The sequence below is a fragment of the Sphingopyxis panaciterrulae genome (assembly GCF_014199295.1).
GTDB lineage: Bacteria > Pseudomonadota > Alphaproteobacteria > Sphingomonadales > Sphingomonadaceae > Sphingopyxis > Sphingopyxis panaciterrulae.
On record NZ_JACIJH010000007.1, the window covers coordinates 72,367 to 89,705 of the forward strand.

The following is a 17,339-nucleotide window of genomic DNA, read 5'->3' on the forward strand; positions in this document are numbered from 1 at the left end:
GGCGCCGATCTTTCACCAGGGCAAGCAGGTGGGCGAGCGGTACGAATATCCTGAGTATCCGGCGGCGTCGGTTCCGCTTCCCGTTCAGCCGCCATTCAGCCAGTCGACTACATCTGTAATCATATTGCTGGATCGCGCCGAAGGGAGGGGTTTTCCGCCATGGCTGAACGCGCAAGCGAATCCGAAATGCAGGTGCTCACCGCGCTGTGGGAGGAGTCGCCGCAGACCGCGGCGGAACTGACGCAGCGCATCGGCGCCGCCAACGGCTGGACGCAGGCGACGGTGAAGACGCTGATCGCGCGGCTGGTCCAGAAGGGCGCGGTAACCGCCGAGGCCGACGGGCGCCGCTATCTCTATCGTCCCGCGATCGCCCGCGCCGATGCGGTGGGTGCGGAATCGCAGCGCTTCGTCGACCGCCTGTTCGGCGGCCGCGTCGGCCCGATGATCGCGCATCTCGCCGAGCGCGAGGCGCTGAGCGACGCCGATATCGAGGAGATCGAGGCGTTGTTGAGGAAGCTTAAGTCATGAGCGCCGCGATGCTGCTGCAGACATGGGGCGACACCCTGCTGACCACCGGCCTGCTCGTTGCCGCGATCCTGCTGATCCGCAAGCCCTTCGCGCGCGCCTTCGGACCCGGCCTGACTTATGCGCTGTGGACGATTCCCGCGCTGCGCTTCCTGCTGCCGCCGCTGCCTTTCGCGGCGCCGACGACTGCGGTCGCGCCCCAGGGGATTCCCGCCGATGTCGTGCTGGTCGAGGTCGCCGACACAGCGCAGGCGCTCGGCACGCCGGCGGCGCTGCCGGCGCCGGACTGGACCTTCGCCGACGCGCTGCCGCTGCTCTTCGCCTTGTGGCTGGCGGGGGCGGTCGTCGTGCTCGTCCGCGCCGCCGCGGCGCACCGCCGCTTCACGGCCACGGTCCTTGCCGAGGGCGTCGATCTCGAACCGATCGGCACAGTCCGGCTGGTCATGAGCGCTGCGGTCGATGGGCCGGTCGCCTTTGGCCTGCTGCGCCGCTTCGTCGCGGTGCCGCGCGATTTCTTTGCGCGCTATGCCGCCGAAGAGCGCGCGCTGGCGATCGACCACGAACTGGCCCACCATCGCCACGGCGACCTCTGGGCCAATGCGGCGGCGTTGCTGCTGCTCGCGGCGCAATGGTTCAACCCCTTCGCCTGGCGCGCGATCCGCGCCTTCCGCTTCGATCAGGAGGCGGCGTGCGATGCGCGGGTGCTGACGATGACCGGCGCCGACGGCCGCGGTGCCCGCACCGCGCGCTATGCGACCGCGATCGCCAAGGCGGCGGTCGGATCGCGCCTCGCGCTCGCGGCGCCGATGGCCTCGCGCGACAGTTTGCAGGAGAGACTGACCATGCTGATGCAAAAGGATATTTCACGGCGCCGCGGCCTCGCCGGTCGCCTGCTTGTCGGCGGCGCGGCCGTGGCGGCTCTTGCGGCGACGGCGACCCTGGTGCCCGCCGCGACCGCCAGCGCGCAGGCGAGCGACCTGCCGGTGCCGCCCGCGCCGCCTGAACCGCCCACGCTCGCCGTGCCGGCGCCGCCGCCCGCTCCGCCGCCGCCGCCGCCCGAAGCGATCGGTGAAGGGTCCGGGCTGATGATCTTCACCAGCGAGGATGAGGGCAAGGCGGGCAAGGCCGACGGCCGGCACCGCGAGGTCACCCGCACTATCGTGCGCCAGGTCGAGGGTGGCGACGGGCTGGGCGCGAGTGCCGAAACCCGCCGCTTCGAGTCCCGCGTCCCCGGTGGGCTGTCGCGCAACGACATACTCTCGACGCTGAAGGAACAGGGCGTCATCGGCGCGCAGGCCGATGCGATCGCCGACAAGCTGGAGGCGAAGCGCCGCCGCAGCTTCCGCACCGCGATGGCGCCGCTGCCCCCGATGCCGCCCGTTCCGCCGCTGCCCCCGGCCGCCTGGACGTCGACCGACGGCAAGGCGATGGCGATCGCGCATTGCGGGCCGGGACAGACGCCGGTGCCGCTCGTCGATCGCGACGACAGCCGGGGCGGGAAGCACAGCCGCGTGCTCATGCTGCGCTGCGGTGATAGCGCCGATCTTTCGCGCCAACTCGACGCGCTCAAAAAGGCGCGCGAACGCTTCGCAAAGGGCGAGACGGCCGACCATCTGTCCGCCGACATGCGGGCCAAGGTGATCGCCGACATGGACCGCGCCATCGCCGATATGGAGCACCGCAACCCATAGGAAAGCGGGACGATTTCGACGCCGGTCCACGTCCCCGGTTGGGGCCGGCGGCAGGGGCGGGGACGGGGGGCGGCGCTTCACCCGCCCCCTTTTCTCATGCGCTCACCCCTTTTCCTTTGGCCCGCGCGATGCCACATGATGGCGGTGACTGACGAAAAGCCCTGGCCCGACACGATCCGCGCCGGCGAGTGCGAACTGCACGAGCCGCTGGTGCGCCGCGTCCTCGCGCCCAATCCCTCGCCCTATACCTTCACCGGCACCCAGACCTGGATCGTCGGCGCCGGGCGCGACGTGGCGGTGATCGACCCGGGCCCGACCGGATCGGGGATGAGCATCGGCGATCCGCCCGACGCGAACGGTGCCGGCCATGTCGACGCGATCCTGCGCGCTGTCGAAGGCCAGCGCGTCGCGGCGATCCTCTGCACCCACACCCATCGCGACCACAGCCCCGCCGCGACACCGTTAAAGGCGGCGACCGGCGCCCCGATCATCGGCTGCGCGCCCCTGGCACTCCAGGATGATGGTCCGCGCGCCGATTCGGCCTTCGACCCCGACTATGCCCCCGACCGCGTTCTCGCCGACGGCGGGCGCGTCGCGGGCGACGGCTGGACGCTCGAGGCGGTCGCGACGCCGGGGCACACGTCGAACCACCTGTGCTTCGCGCTCGTCGAAAGCGGCGCGCTGTTCACCGGCGACCATGTCATGGCCTGGTCGACCAGTGTCGTCAGCCCGCCCGACGGCGACATGGCGGCCTATATGGCCAGCCTGCAAAAGCTCTACGACCGCGATGACCGCGTCTATTATCCCGCGCACGGCCCCGCGGTGACCAAGCCGCGGCAACTCGTCCGCGGCATGCTCGGCCATCGCCGGCAGCGCGAGCGGCAGATATTGCGCGAACTCGAAAAGGGAACAGCCGCAATTCCCCTGATGGTTAGCCATATGTACAAGGGCCTGGACCCGCGCCTGACCGGGGCCGCTGGCCGGTCGGTCCTGGCGCATCTGCTCGACCTGAAGGCGCGCGGCCTGGTCCGCGTCCGCGAAGAGGGGTGGGAATTGGCATGATGTTGCCGCTGATTCTGGCCGCGGTTGCTGCAGAACCTGCGGTGCCCGCGTCCGACCCGATGATTGCGCTGGTGGCGGGAGCGGATGGCGACCAATGCCTGCCCGACCGCAGCCTGTGCCTCGACATTCCGGCGGTCGAGGACGGGGGGGCGGATGCGGCCGTTCTGCGCGTTACCTCGCCGGGTGCCGAAGCCGCTTCGCTGCCCTTGCCCGATCTGGGCGAAACGGAGACGGTCAATCTGTGGCCGCACCTGATTGCGGGCGCGCAGGACAGCGGCGCGCCGCGCTATCTCGTCGGAATCCTCACAGGGCAGAGCAGCATGTATTCGGGCGGCGGCGGATCGGCGTCGCAGCTCCATCTGCTCGAACTGGACGGCGCGCCCGCCGCGCCTGCGCTCGGCGGCGAGGTGCTCGTCGTGCCATGGGAGGCCTCCCTGATGATCCGCGCCTGTTTTTCGGAAGAGGACATGAAGGACCGGCTGGAAGCATGCCACGACGAATATGATTTCGGCGCGACGCTCGCTGTCGCATCCATGGGCGGCGGCGCCTTCCCCACGCTCAGCTATCGCGTCGTCGCGACCGCCTTTCCGCGGACCTCGCGCCGCTCGACCGACAATAGCGAAAAGCCGCTGACGCGCGCCGACCTCGTCCGTGCGCAGGATCCGGTCTGCACCTATGACCGCGTGCTGCGTTACGACGCCGCGACCACGCGCTATAAAATCGACCGGCCCGCCCCCGATTGTTCGGACTATACGATCCCATGACGCCAACGAACCCCCGTCTTCTGCCCCGCCTGATCCTGCTCGCCGCTGCGGCGTTGCTCGCGCTCGCCGCCTGGTGGGCCGTCTCCGCCTGGCGCGACTGGCAGCGCGGCTATGATCCCGAAACCGTCGTCGCAGCGAGCCTGCAGGGGCTTCAGGAACAGAATATCCTCGTCCCCTTCACCGCGCGCTATGTCGCGGTCGTCACCTCGACGCAGAGCCGCCTCGGGCTCAGCGCGAAAAAGACGCTCATCATGCCGGGTACGGTGCGTTACGAGGTCGACCTCGCGAAGCTGAAGCCGTCGGACCTCGACTGGGATGCGGCGACGAACGCGCTCACCGTCACCCTGCCGCCGCTGCGGCTCGCGGGGCCGGAGATCGACATCGACGCGATCAGCGAGTTCCGCGACGGTGCGATCCTGCTGACCCTGACCGACGCCGAGCAGGTGCTCGACGCCGCGAACCGCAAGGCGGCGCAGCAGGAGCTGATCAAGCAGGCGAAAGGACCGACGCCGATGCGCCTCGCGCAGGGCGCCGCGCGGGCCGCGATCGAACAGAGTTTCGCCATGCCGCTGAAGGCCGCCGGCATCGACGCGACCGTGACCGCGCGCTTCGCCGGCCAGCCTGCCGGCTGAATCGGGCTTCCCGCGCTGCGCGGGCTGGAGTAGACAGGCGCCGGGTCGCATCGGGAGATGCGGATCATGGCGACAATTGCGGGCGCGGCGGACGCCGAACGGTTCTGGCAGCGGATGGCGATCGGCCTTGCCGTTTTCATTGTCTTCGGTTTCGCGCAATTCACGGCGCGCGGTTTCGTCGACCCGCTGCGCGCACCGTTCTGGGTGCATCTGCACGGCGCCGCGATGCTCGGCTGGCTCGCGCTGCTGATCGTCCAGCCGACGCTGGTGTCGCGCCGCAACCTCGTCCTCCATCGGCGGCTTGGCTGGGTCGGCGCTGCGCTCGCGCTGGTCATCGCCTGTCTCGGCGTCTTCATCGGCGCCATGGCGCTCGTGCTGCATCGCCAGCCGCCTTTCTTCACGCCGCCCTTTTTCCTGGCGCTGACCGCGGTCGAATCGCTGGTCTTCGGGGCGATGGCTGCCTGGGCGATCCGGCGGCGGCGGGCGACCGACTGGCATCGGCGGCTGATGATCGGCGCGACGATCGTGGTCCTCGAACCCGCGCTCGGCCGGCTGCTACCGATCCCGCTGATGGGGGTCTGGGCCGAACCGGCGGTGACGCTGTGTCAACTCGCGGCGGTCGCCATCGTCGCGGCCCACGACCGGCGGACGCGTGGCGCGGTCCATCCGGCGACATGGGCGGTGGCGGCGGTTGTCATCGCGGAACGCGTCGCCATATCGCTGCTTGCCATGACGCCTCCCGTCATTGCGCTCGCGGCGCGGCTCGCCGGCGGCTGATACGCCGAATTGCCCTGCTGCGGGACGCGGTGTAGGAGGCCCGTGGCCAACGCCACGACAAGGACAAGCCATGACTGCTCCCATCCGCGAAAATCTTTCGGGTCTCGACCTGCGCGCCGAGATCGACCGGCTGCGCAAGGACCGCAACGCCGTGATCCTCGCGCATTATTACCAGAAGCCCGAGATTCAGGATCTCGCCGATTTCGTCGGCGACTCGCTCGAACTGTCGCGCAAGGCGGCAGACACCGATGCCGAGGTCATCGCCTTCTGCGGCGTCAAGTTCATGGCCGAGACGGCGAAGATATTGTCGCCCGAAAAGATCGTCGTGCTGCCCGACATGGACGCGGGGTGCAGCCTCGAGGACAGTTGCCCGCCCGAACAGTTCGCGCGCTTCCGGGCGCAGCATCCCGATCATATCGCGCTGACCTACATCAACTGCTCGGCCGCGGTGAAGGCGCTCAGCGACATCATCGTCACCTCGTCGAGCGCCGAGACGATCATCGGCCAATTGCCCGCGGACCAGAAGATCATCTTCGGCCCCGACCGGCATCTCGGCGGCTATATGAACCGCAAGTTCGGGCGCGACATGCTGTTGTGGCCGGGCGTGTGCATCGTCCACGAGGCGTTCAGCGAAACCGAGCTGTTGAAGCTGAAGGCGCAGCACCCCGACGCGCCGGTCGCGGCGCATCCCGAATGCCCGCCCTATATCGTCGATCATGCCGATTATGTCGGATCGACCAGCGGCATATTGCAGTTCGCCAAGACCTTTCCCGGCGACACGCTGATCGTCGCGACCGAGCCGCACATCATCCACCAGATGGAAAAGGCGCTGCCCGAAAAGACCTTCATCGGCGCGCCGGGTGCCGACGGCAACTGCAACTGCAACATCTGCCCCTATATGGCGCTCAACACGATGGAAAAGCTCTACCTCGCGCTCCGCGACCTCCAACCCCGCATCGAAATGGACGAGGAGTTGCGCCTCGGCGCGAAGAAGAGCCTCGACCGGATGCTGGAGATGGCGTCGGGGACGGTGGGCAAGGGCGATCTGGGACGGGCGTGAGCCCGAGTCGCAGTTCCAGGGCAGGCGAGTCGCCGCCTTTGGCCGGTGAGATGCGGCGCGATTCGAATCCGAAAATGTTGCGGCGCTGATACAAAAATGCTGCGCAGCAAAGCCAAGTTGCTAATGCCCGACTTATCCACAAGCGCGGTGGCTTGCAGGGCGTTTTTTGTTGGCGGTGCGGCTGCTTCGTGTCAGCTTTCAATCATCGGACGACAGAGACGTCGGACCGCCGGGACACGAAGGACGGTTGCAAGACCGACCGGAAGAGAACGGACCGGATCGACGAGGACATTGACCGATGACCGATCACGGAACGCCGCAATTCCCACGAGTTGAAGTGGACCCGATCGGACAGGAAATGCAGTCCATCGCTTTAAAGAGCGGCTGTTTCGACAGAAGCTCGGACAAGATGATGAAGGGCTTTCCAGGTGCGGCCGGCCCCCGCAAGGGGGCCGACCAAACCGTCGCCGGATTGTTCCGGTGCCTGCCGCGCCGTCTCGTTTGGCGGACCGCCGATCGCAAGAAAAGCGGGCCGGGATGAAGCGGATCGCGACGCACGGGGATTGAGCCGGATAGTGGGGGTTGGCAGCGATGCCGGCCCCCATTTCGCATGGGCGCCGAGATCGGGCGCCCACGCGCGCCGGGGTCCCCGGCGCCCGACCGCCGCCGTCATCGTTGCGAAGGCGAACGAGCCGCAGGCCCCTTCGCCGCCGCGCACGGGAACCGCGCGGGTGGAAGCTTGTCCGATGCGTGCTTGGCGAAGCCGAGGGCCCGTGTATCGGGAGGCGCTCGCTGTTCGGCCGGCCCGCCCCGGCGGCTGATGAAGGCGCGGGGGATGCGGATCAGAGCGGCGTGAGCATCGCCCCGAAGGTGATCAGCGCCAGCAGGCCGATGGGGACGAGGATCAGGAGCGAGGAAATATCCTCGCCGCTCATCGAAAAGCCCGGTGCCTGCGACAGCATAGCGACCAGCGTCGGCGTCGTTGCCGGGCCGGCATCGGTGGCGACCGCTTCGGCGAACGGGTGGGCGCCCACGACAGGGTCATTACGGACGTATGCAACGGAACTAGACATATTCACTTTCTTTCATGGGGGAAGGGTTCATGGAGTCAGGGGCTGACGGCGAGTGAACAGGCGGGCGAGGCCGCTGGATCGCCTGACGCGACGACAGGAACGCTGGAGTCGCGGCAATCAGCCGAGAAACCACCAGAGCGCGGCGAGCGCTCCGACAAGCGGAAGCAGCAAGGACAGCGACAGCGCCGCGACCGGCGTATTCAACCGGCTGCCGTGATCGTGGCAGAAGGCTGCCAGCTTGTCCGACAAATGCGCGTCGGCCGACATCACCGCCTTGTCGATCAGCGGCACGGCGGGGAATGTTTCGACAAGGCGCGCCAGGTCTGCCTCATCGAGCCGGGGATAGCGGGCGAGCAGACGTTCCGCTTCCTGCGTCCTTTGCGACGCGCCGCGGATATGGAAATAGGTTCGGGTTGCCATTTCATACTCCTTTGCCCAGCAACAGGCACCGCACGGACACAGGTCCGCCCGGATGGAAAAAGATCAGCCTTGCATCGGGGGATAGGGCGACCGCGGTTATCGAAGGGGCCGTGGCGCGCCGCCTGGATGCCTTGCACCGGACGCAGCCTGGCAGGCGCGCGTCCGGCTAGACGCCGATCAGTAGGCGTCCGCAGTTCCAGAAATGGGTATAGACAATCATGGCACCCCGCAGATGGGACCGCGAATTTTATTTTCAAGTCCTAAGATAGAGATTCAGGAGGGAATCCCGAAAAAGCGGCCGCCCGGGCCGATTCCGACCCGGCGTGGCGCCTGGATGCGCGCCCGAAGGCGTGACGCCGGGGCCTTTCGCTTCGTCGTTTCCCGCTTGCGCCTTTGTGCGACTTTGCCGTCGGTCGGCGCTGAGTAGCGGGAGGGGGCGCAGAGCCGCTTGTCTCTGTGTGCCCTTTGCGGGCATAATGGGACCGGGTTTCAGGACGAATGGCATGAAATCCGAACCCCGCTGCTTGGAGGACCGCAGATGAAAATCCGGAAGATCGCAATGGCATTTGCCGTTGGCCTGTCGCTGGCCGTCATGCCGGTCCAGGGCATCGCGGCCCTCAAACAGGGCGCGAAGGCGCCCGATTTCACGCTGAACGCCGCGCAGGGCGGCAAGTCGTTCAGCCTGTCCCTGAAGCAGACGCTGCGGAACGGGCCGGTCGTGCTCTATTTCTTTCCCGCCGCCTTCACGGCGGGCTGCACGATCGAAGCCCATCTTTTCGCCGAAGCGAACGGCCGTTTCAACCAGTTGGGCGCGCGCGTCATCGGCGTGACCGCCGGCAATATCGATCGCGTCGCGGAATTTTCGCGTTCGGAATGCCGCGACAAATTCGCCGTCGCCGCCGATCCGGGCGCGAAGGTTGCGGCGCAATATGATACGCTGATGGAAGGCCCCAACAAGACGCCGCTCTCCGACCGGACGTCGTTCGTCATCGCACCCGACGGCACCATCTTGCTGAGCTATACCGACCGCAAGCCCCAGGCCCATATCGAAAAGACGATGGCGGCGGTTCGCGCCTGGAAGGCAAAGCACGGCTGACCCGGTTCCCCCGGCGGTCGCCCCAAAAATTTTTCGCTTTGTGATCTTTGTCACACCGCGCAGCGGGCGCGGCGCCTATGTCCGTGCCTGCGACCCGGAGCAGTTCCCCGATCGGAACTGATCCCACTCTCCCGGCCGGGCCGAATGCGGCACGGCCGGGAACCTTTTGCGCCTTTCTCGCATTGTGGACCTATCGGCGAACCGATGTCCGGACGCGGCAGGATGTGCAGCAAAACGCCTCCCGCGCGGCCGTCGGATTGGCCCATGTAGGGAGCAATATTCATGAACATCATCATCACGCTTATTGTCGGCGGCATCATCGGCTGGCTGGCGAGCATCGTCATGCGCACCGATGCGCAGCAGGGCATCATCCTGAACGTCGTGGTCGGCATCGTCGGCGCCTTCCTGGGCAACATCCTGGGCGGGATGTTCGGCATGGGCGCGACGCTCAGTTCGTTCAGCCCGATCGGCCTGCTCTGGGCCTTTATCGGGGCGGTGGTGCTGCTTGCCATCATCAACCTGTTCCGACGCGGCAGCGTGCGCTGATGTCGCGGCGCCCCGCTGCAGGGGCGCTGCCATTTCGCTAGGCGATTGCAAGGATTTGCGTTACCAATGAACAGCCTGTCCATCAGGCGACGCTATGATCGAAGGGGGTCAAGACATGATTGATTTCATTATCGCACTCGTCATGGGCGGCATCATTGGCTGGCTTGCCAGCATCGTGATGCGCACCGATGCCCAACAGGGCATCTTCCTGAACATCATCGTCGGTTGCATCGGCTCGATCCTCGGCCGGCTGTTGCTCGGCGGTCTGATCGGCGGCGGCCATCTGCGCGGCGACGCCTTCGACTGGCGGACGCTCGTGACGGCCTTCATCGGCGCGATCATCCTGCTCGCGATCGTCAACCTCGTCCGGCGCGGACGCGTTCGCTGACGCGGCGGGCATAGCCGGTTCGCGCCGCTGCGAACCGGTCCCGAAACGGGGCGGGCGGCACCACCGTCCGCCCCGTTTTGCTTTCTTGCGAAGGCTGGCGTCCTTGCCGCCGATTCCCCATGGGGCGACCGCGCCGCAGCAAGGAAATCGGCAATGTTTCCGCTTGCCAGCGGTGATCTAATTGGATAATACACCTTCGTCGGGCGCGATGTTCTATCGTGCGGATGGGGGGCGGATCGCCTGGGGCGATCTCCGCTCGGGCTGCCGTGCGCGGCGGATGAGGAATGCGGCGTGAACTACGAGCGGAAAGTGGATTCGATGGACAGCTTGGCGGGCGCGACCCACGATTTTTATGAAGAGGCGGACAACCGCCGCAAGCGTCGGCGTCTGATCGTCGGCGCGGTGCTCGCGGCGCTTGTGCTCGCGGCCGCCTGGTTCGCTTTCTCGATGAGCAAGGGCGACGGTGCGGCGGGCGCGGATGGCGCCGCTGGTACCGGCGCCGCCAACGTGCCGACGATCACGGTCATGGTCCCCGGGCTGCAGTCGGTGCAGACGGCCATTGCGGCCAATGGCTCGATCGCCGCGCGCCGCGAGATGCCGGTCGGCGTCGTCGGCGAGGGCGGGCAGGTGGTCAGCGTCCTGGTCGAGCCGGGCCAGTGGGTCCGCGCCGGTCAGGCGCTCGCGGTCATCGATCGCACCGTCCAGACGCAGCAGGCGGCAAGCCTTGCCGCCTCGATCCGCGTCGCACAGGCCGATGCCGATCTCGCCCAGTCCGAACTCGAACGCGCCGAGGCACTGGTGTCGCGCGGCTTCATCTCGAAGGCCGACATGGACCGCAAGCGCGCGACCCGCGATGCGGCGCAGGCGCGGGTACGCGTCGCGCAGGCGCAATATAAGGAAGCGGTGGCGCGCAACGGGCGGCTCAACATCGTCGCGCCGGCCGCGGGCCTCGTCCTCACACGGCAGGTCGAACCCGGCCAGGTCGTCGGTGCGGGCAGCGGCGTGCTGTTCCGCATGGCGAAGGGCGGCGAGATGGAAATGCTTGCGCAACTCGGCGAAGCGGACCTGCAGCATGTATCGGTCGGCACGCGCGCGACCGTGACGCCGGTCGGCACCAGCCTGCAGATCGCGGGTCAGGTGTGGCAGAAATCGCCGGTCATCAATCCCGAGACGCGTCAGGGCACGGTCCGCATCGCGCTGCCCTATAGCGAGACGCTGCGTCCCGGCGGCTTCGCCGATGCACGGCTCGTCGCGGGCACCGGCCAGGCGCCGCTGCTCCCCGAAAGCGCGGTGCAGAGCGGACCCGAGGGCAATTTCGTCCTGGTCGTGAACAAGAGCGATCAGATCGAGCGGCGTCCGGTGAAGGTCGGGACCGTCACCGACGACGGCGTATCAATCGCCTCCGGCCTGACCGGGAACGAGCGGGTCGTCGTGCTCGCCGGCGCCTTCCTCAACCCCGGCGACAAGGTGAAGCCGGTCCTGCAGAAATCGTCGCAATAACCGGCCCGCACCCGCACGAAGGCGCCTGACCCATGAGTTTCCGCAACATCTCCGCCTGGTGCATCCGCAATCCGGTGCCGCCGATCGTCCTGTTCATCCTGCTGCTGCTGGCCGGTCTCGTCAGCTTCAACCGGATGGACGTGAACGACAATCCCGACGTCGAATTTCCGGCGGTGCAGGTGGTCGTGGTGCAGCCCGGCGCGGCGCCGACCGAACTCGAAACGCAGGTCACCCAGCGCGTCGAGGCGGCGATCCGCGGCGTGAGCGGGGTCGACGAAATGTCGTCCTACGTCGGAGAAGGCAACAGCAGCACCTTCGTCCAGTTCGCGATCGGGACGCCGATCGACCGTGCCTATAACGACGTCAACCAGGCGGTTTCGCAGATTCGTAGCGAGCTGCCCGACGGCATCCTCGAACCGCAGGTCGTGCGCGTCGACATCTCCGCCGGCCCGATCACCTATTTCTCGGTCGAAGCGGCCGACATGACGCTGGAGCAGTTGAGCTGGTTCGTCGACAACACCGTCGCGAAGGAATTGCTGGCGATCCCCGGCATGGCCAAGGTCAGCCGCTCGGGCGGCGTCGACCGCGAGATTCGCGTCATCCTCGATCCGGCGCGGATGCAGAGCTATGGCCTGACCGCGAGCCAGGTGAACCAGGAACTGCGGCAGGTGAACCTCAACGCCGCGGGCGGGCGGACCGAGATCGCCGGGGCCGAACAGGCGGTGCGCGTGCTCGGCAACGCCGCCAGCGCCTATGAACTGGGCCAGACCCGCATCGCGATCGGTGGCGGGCGCACGATCCGTCTGTCCGACGTCGCCAAGGTCAGCGACGGCTATGCCGAACAGCGCAACCTCGCCAAGATCGGCGGGCGCCAGGTGCTCAGCTTCTCGATCGAACGGGCGAAGGGCGCGTCCGACGTCACCGTCCACGACGAAGCGATGAAAAAGCTGGCGGAAATCCAGAAGAACAACCCCAAGGTCGATTTCAAGATCCTCTTCACCCGCACCGAATATATCAAGGAGCAGTATCGCAGCTCGATGGCCGCGATGGTCGAGGGCGCGGTGCTCGCGGTCGTCGTCGTCTTCCTGTTCCTGCGCGACTGGCGCGCGACGCTGATCAGCGCGATGGCGATCCCGCTGTCGGCGATCCCGACCTTCTGGTTCATGGAGATGATGGGCTTTTCGCTGAACGGCCTGTCGCTGCTCGCCCTGAGCCTGGTCGCGGGCGTGCTGGTCGACGACGCGATCGTCGAGATCGAGAATATCGTCAGACATATGCGTATGGGCAAGACCGCCTATCAGGCGGCGATCGACGCGGCGGACGAGATCGGCCTCGCGGTCGTCGCGACGACGATGTCGATCGTCGCGGTGTTCCTGCCCGTCGCGCTGATGCCCGGCGTGTCGGGACAGTTCTTCATCCAGTTCGGCCTGACCATCGTCTTCGCGGTGCTGACCAGCTTGGCCGTCGCGCGCATGATCACCCCGATGATCGCCGCCTATTTCCTCGCGGCGCAGGGCGAACAGAGCCATGCCGAGGGGCCGTGGGTCGACCGGTACGAGCGCCTGCTGCGCTGGACGCTCGACAACAGCAAGCACAAGGCGAAGCGCGCGGGCTACGAACCGGTGCCGACGCGGCCGGGATTCCTGTGGTTCCCGTTCGCGGTCGCGGCGGTATCGGTGATCCTGTCCATCGTTCAATATTTTCAGCCGGTGCCGGCAGGGCAGAGCGCGCCCAATCCGGCGCTGCACTTCCTGCTGATGACGCCGATTTCGGCGATCGTCTCCTTTCTGGTGGCAGCGCTGGCGGCTATCCTCGTCGGCGCCCTCGCGTGGACGCTCGGCGCGCAGCGCTTCGACTTCACCGCCTGGGCGCGCTTCATGGTTCAGCGTGCCTGGGCGCGCCTGTCCGACCATCGCGTGTGGATCGTCGGCATCGGCGTGCTCGCATTCTTCTCCAGCATCGGGCTGCTGTTCGTCATCCCGCAGCAGTTCCAGCCGACCACCAACAGCGACTACAGCCAGGTCAAATATGAACTGCCGCCGGGCTCGACGCTGGAGCAGAGCGAGACGATCGCGCGGCAGATCGGCGCGATCCTCGACAAGAGCCCGGTCGTCGACACCGCCTTTTACGACATCAATGTCGGCGGCGGAAACGCCTTCCTGACGCTCAAGAAGCATCGCGATGTTTCGAGCGTCGAATGGGAGCGCAGCCTGCAGCCCAAGCTCGCCGCCATCCCCGACGCGCGCGTGTCGTTCCAGAGCCAGTCGGGCGGTTTTTCCGGCCGCGACATCACCTTCGTGATCGGCGGCGACGATCCGGCCGCGCTCGAGCAGCATGCGCTCAAGATCGTCGAGCAGATGAAGGGGCTGAAGGAAATCCGCGCGCCGCGGATCGAGGGCGATATTCCGCGGCCCGAGATCATCATCACCCCGCGGCTCGACCTCGCCGCCGACCTCGGCGTGACGACGGCGGCGCTCAGTCAGACGATCCGCATCGCGACGCTGGGCGATATCGACCAGAATGCGGCGAAATTCTCGCTGTCCGACCGCCAGATCCCGATCCGGGTGCTGCTGTCCGAAGATTCGCGCCGCAGCCTCGCGACGCTGGAGAATCTGCCCGTCCCGACCTCGACCGGAACCACGGTGCCGCTGAAATCGGTCGCCCAGATCGGCTTCGGCGCCGGGCCGACCGAACTGCGCCGCTATAACCAGACGCGGCGCATCGTGATCGGCGCCGACCTGGCGCCCGGCCTCGTCACCGGCGACGCGCAGGCGAAGATCGACGCGCTGCCCGCGGTCAAGACTATGCCGCAGGGCGTCCGCAAGGTCATCCAGGGCGATGCCAAATGGCAGGCCGAGATGATCCAGAATTTCGCGATCGCGGTCGTCTCCGGCCTGATGCTGGTGTTCGCGACGCTGGTGCTGCTCTATCGCCGCTTCCTGTCGCCGCTCGTCAACATGTCCTCGCTGCTCCTCGCGCCGCTCGGCGGGCTGCTTGGGCTGCTGATCGCGGGAATGGAAATCTCCATGCCCGTCTATATCGGCCTGCTGATGCTGCTGGGCATCGTCGCGAAGAATTCGATCCTGCTCGTCGACTTCGCGATCGAGGAAATGGATCACGGCATCGCCAAGGTCGACGCGCTGATCGACGCCGGGCGCAAGCGCGCGCAGCCGATCGTGATGACCACCGTCGCGATGGTCGCGGGCATGGTGCCGACGGCGCTGTCGCTGTCGGGCGACGGCGCGTGGCGCGCGCCGATGGGCGTCGTCGTGATCGGCGGCCTGATCCTGTCGACGCTGCTGACGCTGCTGATCGTCCCTGCGGGCTTCAGCCTGGCCGACAGCATCGAGAAGCGGCTGGGCCGCTTCCTGTCGCGCAACCTGCTGACCTACAAGCCCGGCGACGATACGAAGCCGCACGCGACTCCGGCGCCGCATCCGGCGGAGTGAGGCAAGGACGGCGCGGCCGGTCGGCCGCGCCGGTTGCAACCTTTGGCGCGCGGCGTCATTGGAAGGGTCATGACCGACCGCACTTCCTCGCCGACCGGGCGACCCAGCGCCCACCCTCCGCGGGTGGGTGTCGCCGTCCCGACCGGCGGGTTCAACATCCGCCTTGTCGCGACCGGCTTGCTGATCGTGATGGCGGCGATCTTCGTGACCGCCAAATATTTCCAGGACGTGCATCCGACGATCGGTTTCGTCCGCGCCTTTGCCGAGGCGGCGATGGTCGGCGGGCTGGCCGACTGGTTCGCGGTCACCGCGCTGTTCCGCCACCCGATGGGACTGCCGATTCCGCACACGGCCATCGTGCCGCGCAACAAGAACCGCATCGCCGACACGCTTGCGCGCTTTCTGCTGACCAATTTCCTGATCCCACGGTTGATCGCGCGCAAGATGCGCGAGGTCGACATCGCGGGCGCGGTCGGCAAATTCCTGTCGCAGCCGGCCGAGGGCGGCGGGCGGCTGCGGCTCGGCGCGTCGCGGATCATCGCCGACGCGCTGGGCGCGCTCGACCAGCAGCGGCTGGGCGGCATGGTCAAGTCGGCGATCGCCGACCGGCTGCGCGAACTCGACGTCGCGCCCCTGCTCGGCCAGGCGTTGCAGGCGGCGCTGGCCGAAGGGCGGCATCAGCCGCTGCTCGACGCGATGGTCAAATGGGGGTCGAAGACGCTCGACCTCAACGAGCATCTGATTCACCAGATGGTCCACGACAATTCGAACGCGATCGTGCGCTTCACCGGGCTCGACGAGAGCATTGCGAACCGCATCGTCAAGGGGCTGGCGAAGCTGCTCACCGACATGGCGGCCGAACCCGATCATCCGATCCGCCTGCGCGTCGAGGAGGGGCTGGCGAAGCTGGCGCTTGACCTGCAGCAGGACCCGGAGGTGCAGGCGAAGGTCGCGCGGGTGCGGGACGAACTGCTCGATAATCCGGCGGTCAAGCGCTGGCTCGACGGATTGTGGGAACAGGGCCGCGCGGCGCTGCTCAAGGCGGCGCGCGATCCCGAAACGATGCTCGCGGGGCGGATCGGCGAGCTGGTGACGCAGTTCGGCGCCATGCTGGGCGAGGACGCGGGCATCAAGCACACACTCAACCGCTATGCGCGCCGCGCGGCCGTCGGCGCGGTCGACAGCTATGGCGAGACGGCGCTGCGGCTGGTGTCGGACACGATCCGCGGCTGGGATGCGAAGACCATCACCGACCGGCTGGAAAATGCGGTCGGCGACGATCTGCAATATATCCGCATCAACGGGACGCTGGTCGGCGGGCTGGTCGGGGTGCTGATCCATGGGGTCGATGTGTTGCTATAGGGTTCGTCGCCCCTGCGAAGACAGGATCGCTGGCAATCTTGCAGGGACGACGGATCAGACGCAGGTGACCAATCCCTCGCGATAGGATGGATAGCGCGGCGTCCAGCCCAGCAGCCGCTTCGCCTTGCCGTTCGCGACGCGGCGGTTTTCGGAATAGAAGGCGCGCGCGGCGGGCGACAGGCCGGCGTCGTCCAGCGATTGCAGCGGCGGCAGCGGGGCGCCGAGCAGCGCGCAGCCCCATTCGATGAGGCGGTTGCGATGCACGGGTTCGTCGTCGGCGAGGTTGTAGGTGCCCGGCGGCCCCGCGAAGGAGGCGATCACGCCGTCCGCGATATCGTCGACATGGATGCGGCTGAACACCTGTCCTGGCAGGTCGATGCGGTGCGCCGTTCCCGCGCGGATGCGGTCGAGCATCGAGCGGCCGGGGCCGTAGATGCCGGGGAGGCGGAAGTTGTAGAAAGTGCCGCGCAACGTGCACCAGGCTGCGTCGGCGGCGTTGCGGTCGGCGCGGCGGCCTTTGACCGGCGCGCCTTCGTCGACCCACGCACCGCCGGTATCGCCATAGACGCCGGCAGAGGAGAGGTAGCCGACCCAGGTCGCCGGGGCGACGGCGATCGCGTCGCCATAGCTTGCCAGCACCGGATCGAAGGTGCCGTCCGGCGGGACCGACGAGAGGATGTGGGTCGCAGAGCGCAGTCTTTCAAGAACCAAGCCTTTGTTTTCAAAAGGAATTGTTCCCGTGCGGCCATCGCGCGTGGTCCCGCCGACATCCCAGCCGCGCGCGAGCAGGCGTTCTGCGAGCCGGCTCGCGGCATAGCCCATTCCGAAAATCAGCATATTGCTCATGGGCGGTCTTATTGCGCAGCGGACCGCCCAAGCCTAGGACAATGACCAGCAGTCTTTTTCCGTTCGTGCTGGGCCTGTCGAAGCACCGTCCTTCGCCTTCGCGGGCAGAGAAGAACGGCCCTTCGACAAGCTGAGGGCGAACGGATGA

17 protein-coding genes are annotated in these 17,339 nt (G+C 67.3%); 14 read left to right on the forward strand and 3 right to left on the reverse strand.

Features of this window, described 5'->3' with window-relative positions:
• The first annotated feature begins 159 nt into the window (after nt 1–159).
• From FHR21_RS11695 to FHR21_RS11730, 8 genes are all read left to right on the forward strand, one after another.
• Complete coding sequence (locus FHR21_RS11695) at nt 160–528, forward strand: BlaI/MecI/CopY family transcriptional regulator (RefSeq protein WP_184098465.1); 369 nt, start codon at nt 160–162, stop codon at nt 526–528.
• Nucleotides 525–2,216: a M56 family metallopeptidase gene (locus tag FHR21_RS11700; RefSeq protein ID WP_184098467.1), complete on the forward strand. Its 1,692-nt coding sequence runs from the start codon at nt 525–527 to the stop codon at nt 2,214–2,216. Before FHR21_RS11695 ends, FHR21_RS11700 begins: the two co-directional genes overlap by 4 nt.
• 138 nt (nt 2,217–2,354) lie before the next feature.
• Nucleotides 2,355–3,278: an MBL fold metallo-hydrolase gene (locus FHR21_RS11705; protein WP_420825282.1), complete on the forward strand. Its 924-nt coding sequence runs from the start codon at nt 2,355–2,357 to the stop codon at nt 3,276–3,278.
• Nucleotides 3,278–4,042 (forward strand): hypothetical protein, encoded by a 765-nt coding sequence (locus FHR21_RS11710; protein ID WP_184098471.1) that lies wholly within the window; start codon nt 3,278–3,280, stop codon nt 4,040–4,042. The genes FHR21_RS11705 and FHR21_RS11710 overlap by 1 nt, the downstream gene beginning before the upstream one ends.
• Nucleotides 4,039–4,674, forward strand: coding sequence for a DUF4230 domain-containing protein (locus FHR21_RS11715; protein ID WP_184098473.1), 636 nt, complete (start codon nt 4,039–4,041; stop codon nt 4,672–4,674). The genes FHR21_RS11710 and FHR21_RS11715 overlap by 4 nt, the downstream gene beginning before the upstream one ends.
• Before the next feature lie 66 nt (nt 4,675–4,740).
• A complete protein-coding gene (locus FHR21_RS11720) occupies nt 4,741–5,451 on the forward strand; it encodes an adenylate cyclase (protein ID WP_184098475.1) in 711 nt (236 codons plus the stop codon).
• 70 nt (nt 5,452–5,521) lie between these two features.
• On the forward strand, nt 5,522–6,511 hold the full coding sequence (nadA, locus tag FHR21_RS11725) for a quinolinate synthase NadA (protein WP_184098477.1): 990 nt from the start codon (nt 5,522–5,524) through the stop codon (nt 6,509–6,511).
• Nucleotides 6,512–6,809: 298 nt separating this feature from the next.
• Complete coding sequence (locus FHR21_RS11730; protein WP_184098479.1) at nt 6,810–7,052, forward strand: hypothetical protein; 243 nt, start codon at nt 6,810–6,812, stop codon at nt 7,050–7,052.
• A gap of 301 nt (nt 7,053–7,353) precedes the next feature.
• On the opposite strand, the gene FHR21_RS11735 is transcribed toward FHR21_RS11730, so the two are convergent.
• Nucleotides 7,354–7,545 (reverse strand): hypothetical protein, encoded by a 192-nt coding sequence (locus tag FHR21_RS11735; protein ID WP_184098481.1) that lies wholly within the window; start codon nt 7,543–7,545, stop codon nt 7,354–7,356.
• 156 nt (nt 7,546–7,701) lie between these two features.
• Nucleotides 7,702–8,004: a hypothetical protein gene (locus tag FHR21_RS11740; protein ID WP_184098483.1), complete on the reverse strand. Its 303-nt coding sequence runs from the start codon at nt 8,002–8,004 to the stop codon at nt 7,702–7,704.
• A 559-nt stretch (nt 8,005–8,563) separates the two neighbouring features.
• Between FHR21_RS11740 and FHR21_RS11745 the strand changes: the two genes are divergently transcribed.
• From FHR21_RS11745 to FHR21_RS11770, 6 genes are all read left to right on the forward strand, one after another.
• Complete coding sequence (locus FHR21_RS11745; protein ID WP_246427184.1) at nt 8,564–9,100, forward strand: peroxiredoxin; 537 nt, start codon at nt 8,564–8,566, stop codon at nt 9,098–9,100.
• Nucleotides 9,101–9,382: 282 nt separating this feature from the next.
• Nucleotides 9,383–9,646: a GlsB/YeaQ/YmgE family stress response membrane protein gene (locus tag FHR21_RS11750; protein ID WP_184098487.1), complete on the forward strand. Its 264-nt coding sequence runs from the start codon at nt 9,383–9,385 to the stop codon at nt 9,644–9,646.
• Nucleotides 9,647–9,761: 115 nt separating this feature from the next.
• Entirely contained in the window at nt 9,762–10,034 is a 273-nt protein-coding gene (locus FHR21_RS11755; protein WP_221235142.1) for a GlsB/YeaQ/YmgE family stress response membrane protein, read from the forward strand.
• A 291-nt stretch (nt 10,035–10,325) separates the two neighbouring features.
• Nucleotides 10,326–11,534 carry an efflux RND transporter periplasmic adaptor subunit gene (locus FHR21_RS11760; RefSeq protein WP_420825283.1) on the forward strand — a complete coding sequence of 403 codons (1,209 nt, stop codon included), beginning with the start codon at nt 10,326–10,328 and terminating at the stop codon, nt 11,532–11,534.
• 32 nt (nt 11,535–11,566) lie between these two features.
• Complete coding sequence (locus tag FHR21_RS11765; protein WP_184098489.1) at nt 11,567–14,983, forward strand: efflux RND transporter permease subunit; 3,417 nt, start codon at nt 11,567–11,569, stop codon at nt 14,981–14,983.
• A 69-nt stretch (nt 14,984–15,052) separates the two neighbouring features.
• A complete protein-coding gene (locus tag FHR21_RS11770) occupies nt 15,053–16,345 on the forward strand; it encodes a DUF445 domain-containing protein (protein WP_221235143.1) in 1,293 nt (430 codons plus the stop codon).
• A 54-nt stretch (nt 16,346–16,399) separates the two neighbouring features.
• Here the strand turns inward: FHR21_RS11770 and FHR21_RS11775 are convergent, their stop codons facing one another.
• A complete protein-coding gene (locus FHR21_RS11775) occupies nt 16,400–17,191 on the reverse strand; it encodes a Rossmann-fold NAD(P)-binding domain-containing protein (protein ID WP_184098491.1) in 792 nt (263 codons plus the stop codon).
• Between the last annotated feature and the right edge of the window lie 148 nt (nt 17,192–17,339).

What these genes read in the sequence shown, in the direction of transcription:
- FHR21_RS11695 (WP_184098465.1), top strand. Translation starts at nt 160, where the DNA reads ATGGCTGAACGCGCAAGCGAATCCGAAATGCAGGTGCTCACCGCGCTG.
- FHR21_RS11765 (WP_184098489.1), top strand. Translation starts at nt 11,567, where the DNA reads ATGAGTTTCCGCAACATCTCCGCCTGGTGCATCCGCAATCCGGTGCCG.
- FHR21_RS11750 (WP_184098487.1), top strand. Translation starts at nt 9,383, where the DNA reads ATGAACATCATCATCACGCTTATTGTCGGCGGCATCATCGGCTGGCTG.
- FHR21_RS11710 (WP_184098471.1), top strand. Translation starts at nt 3,278, where the DNA reads ATGTTGCCGCTGATTCTGGCCGCGGTTGCTGCAGAACCTGCGGTGCCC.
- FHR21_RS11715 (WP_184098473.1), top strand. Translation starts at nt 4,039, where the DNA reads ATGACGCCAACGAACCCCCGTCTTCTGCCCCGCCTGATCCTGCTCGCC.
- FHR21_RS11730 (WP_184098479.1), top strand. Translation starts at nt 6,810, where the DNA reads ATGACCGATCACGGAACGCCGCAATTCCCACGAGTTGAAGTGGACCCG.
- FHR21_RS11770 (WP_221235143.1), top strand. Translation starts at nt 15,053, where the DNA reads ATGACCGACCGCACTTCCTCGCCGACCGGGCGACCCAGCGCCCACCCT.
- FHR21_RS11745 (WP_246427184.1), top strand. Translation starts at nt 8,564, where the DNA reads ATGGCATTTGCCGTTGGCCTGTCGCTGGCCGTCATGCCGGTCCAGGGC.
- FHR21_RS11705 (WP_420825282.1), top strand. Translation starts at nt 2,355, where the DNA reads ATGGCGGTGACTGACGAAAAGCCCTGGCCCGACACGATCCGCGCCGGC.
- FHR21_RS11700 (WP_184098467.1), top strand. Translation starts at nt 525, where the DNA reads ATGAGCGCCGCGATGCTGCTGCAGACATGGGGCGACACCCTGCTGACC.
- FHR21_RS11755 (WP_221235142.1), top strand. Translation starts at nt 9,762, where the DNA reads ATGATTGATTTCATTATCGCACTCGTCATGGGCGGCATCATTGGCTGG.
- FHR21_RS11720 (WP_184098475.1), top strand. Translation starts at nt 4,741, where the DNA reads ATGGCGACAATTGCGGGCGCGGCGGACGCCGAACGGTTCTGGCAGCGG.
- FHR21_RS11775 (WP_184098491.1), bottom strand. Translation starts at nt 17,191, where the DNA reads ATGAGCAATATGCTGATTTTCGGAATGGGCTATGCCGCGAGCCGGCTC.
- nadA (WP_184098477.1), top strand. Translation starts at nt 5,522, where the DNA reads ATGACTGCTCCCATCCGCGAAAATCTTTCGGGTCTCGACCTGCGCGCC.
- FHR21_RS11740 (WP_184098483.1), bottom strand. Translation starts at nt 8,004, where the DNA reads ATGGCAACCCGAACCTATTTCCATATCCGCGGCGCGTCGCAAAGGACG.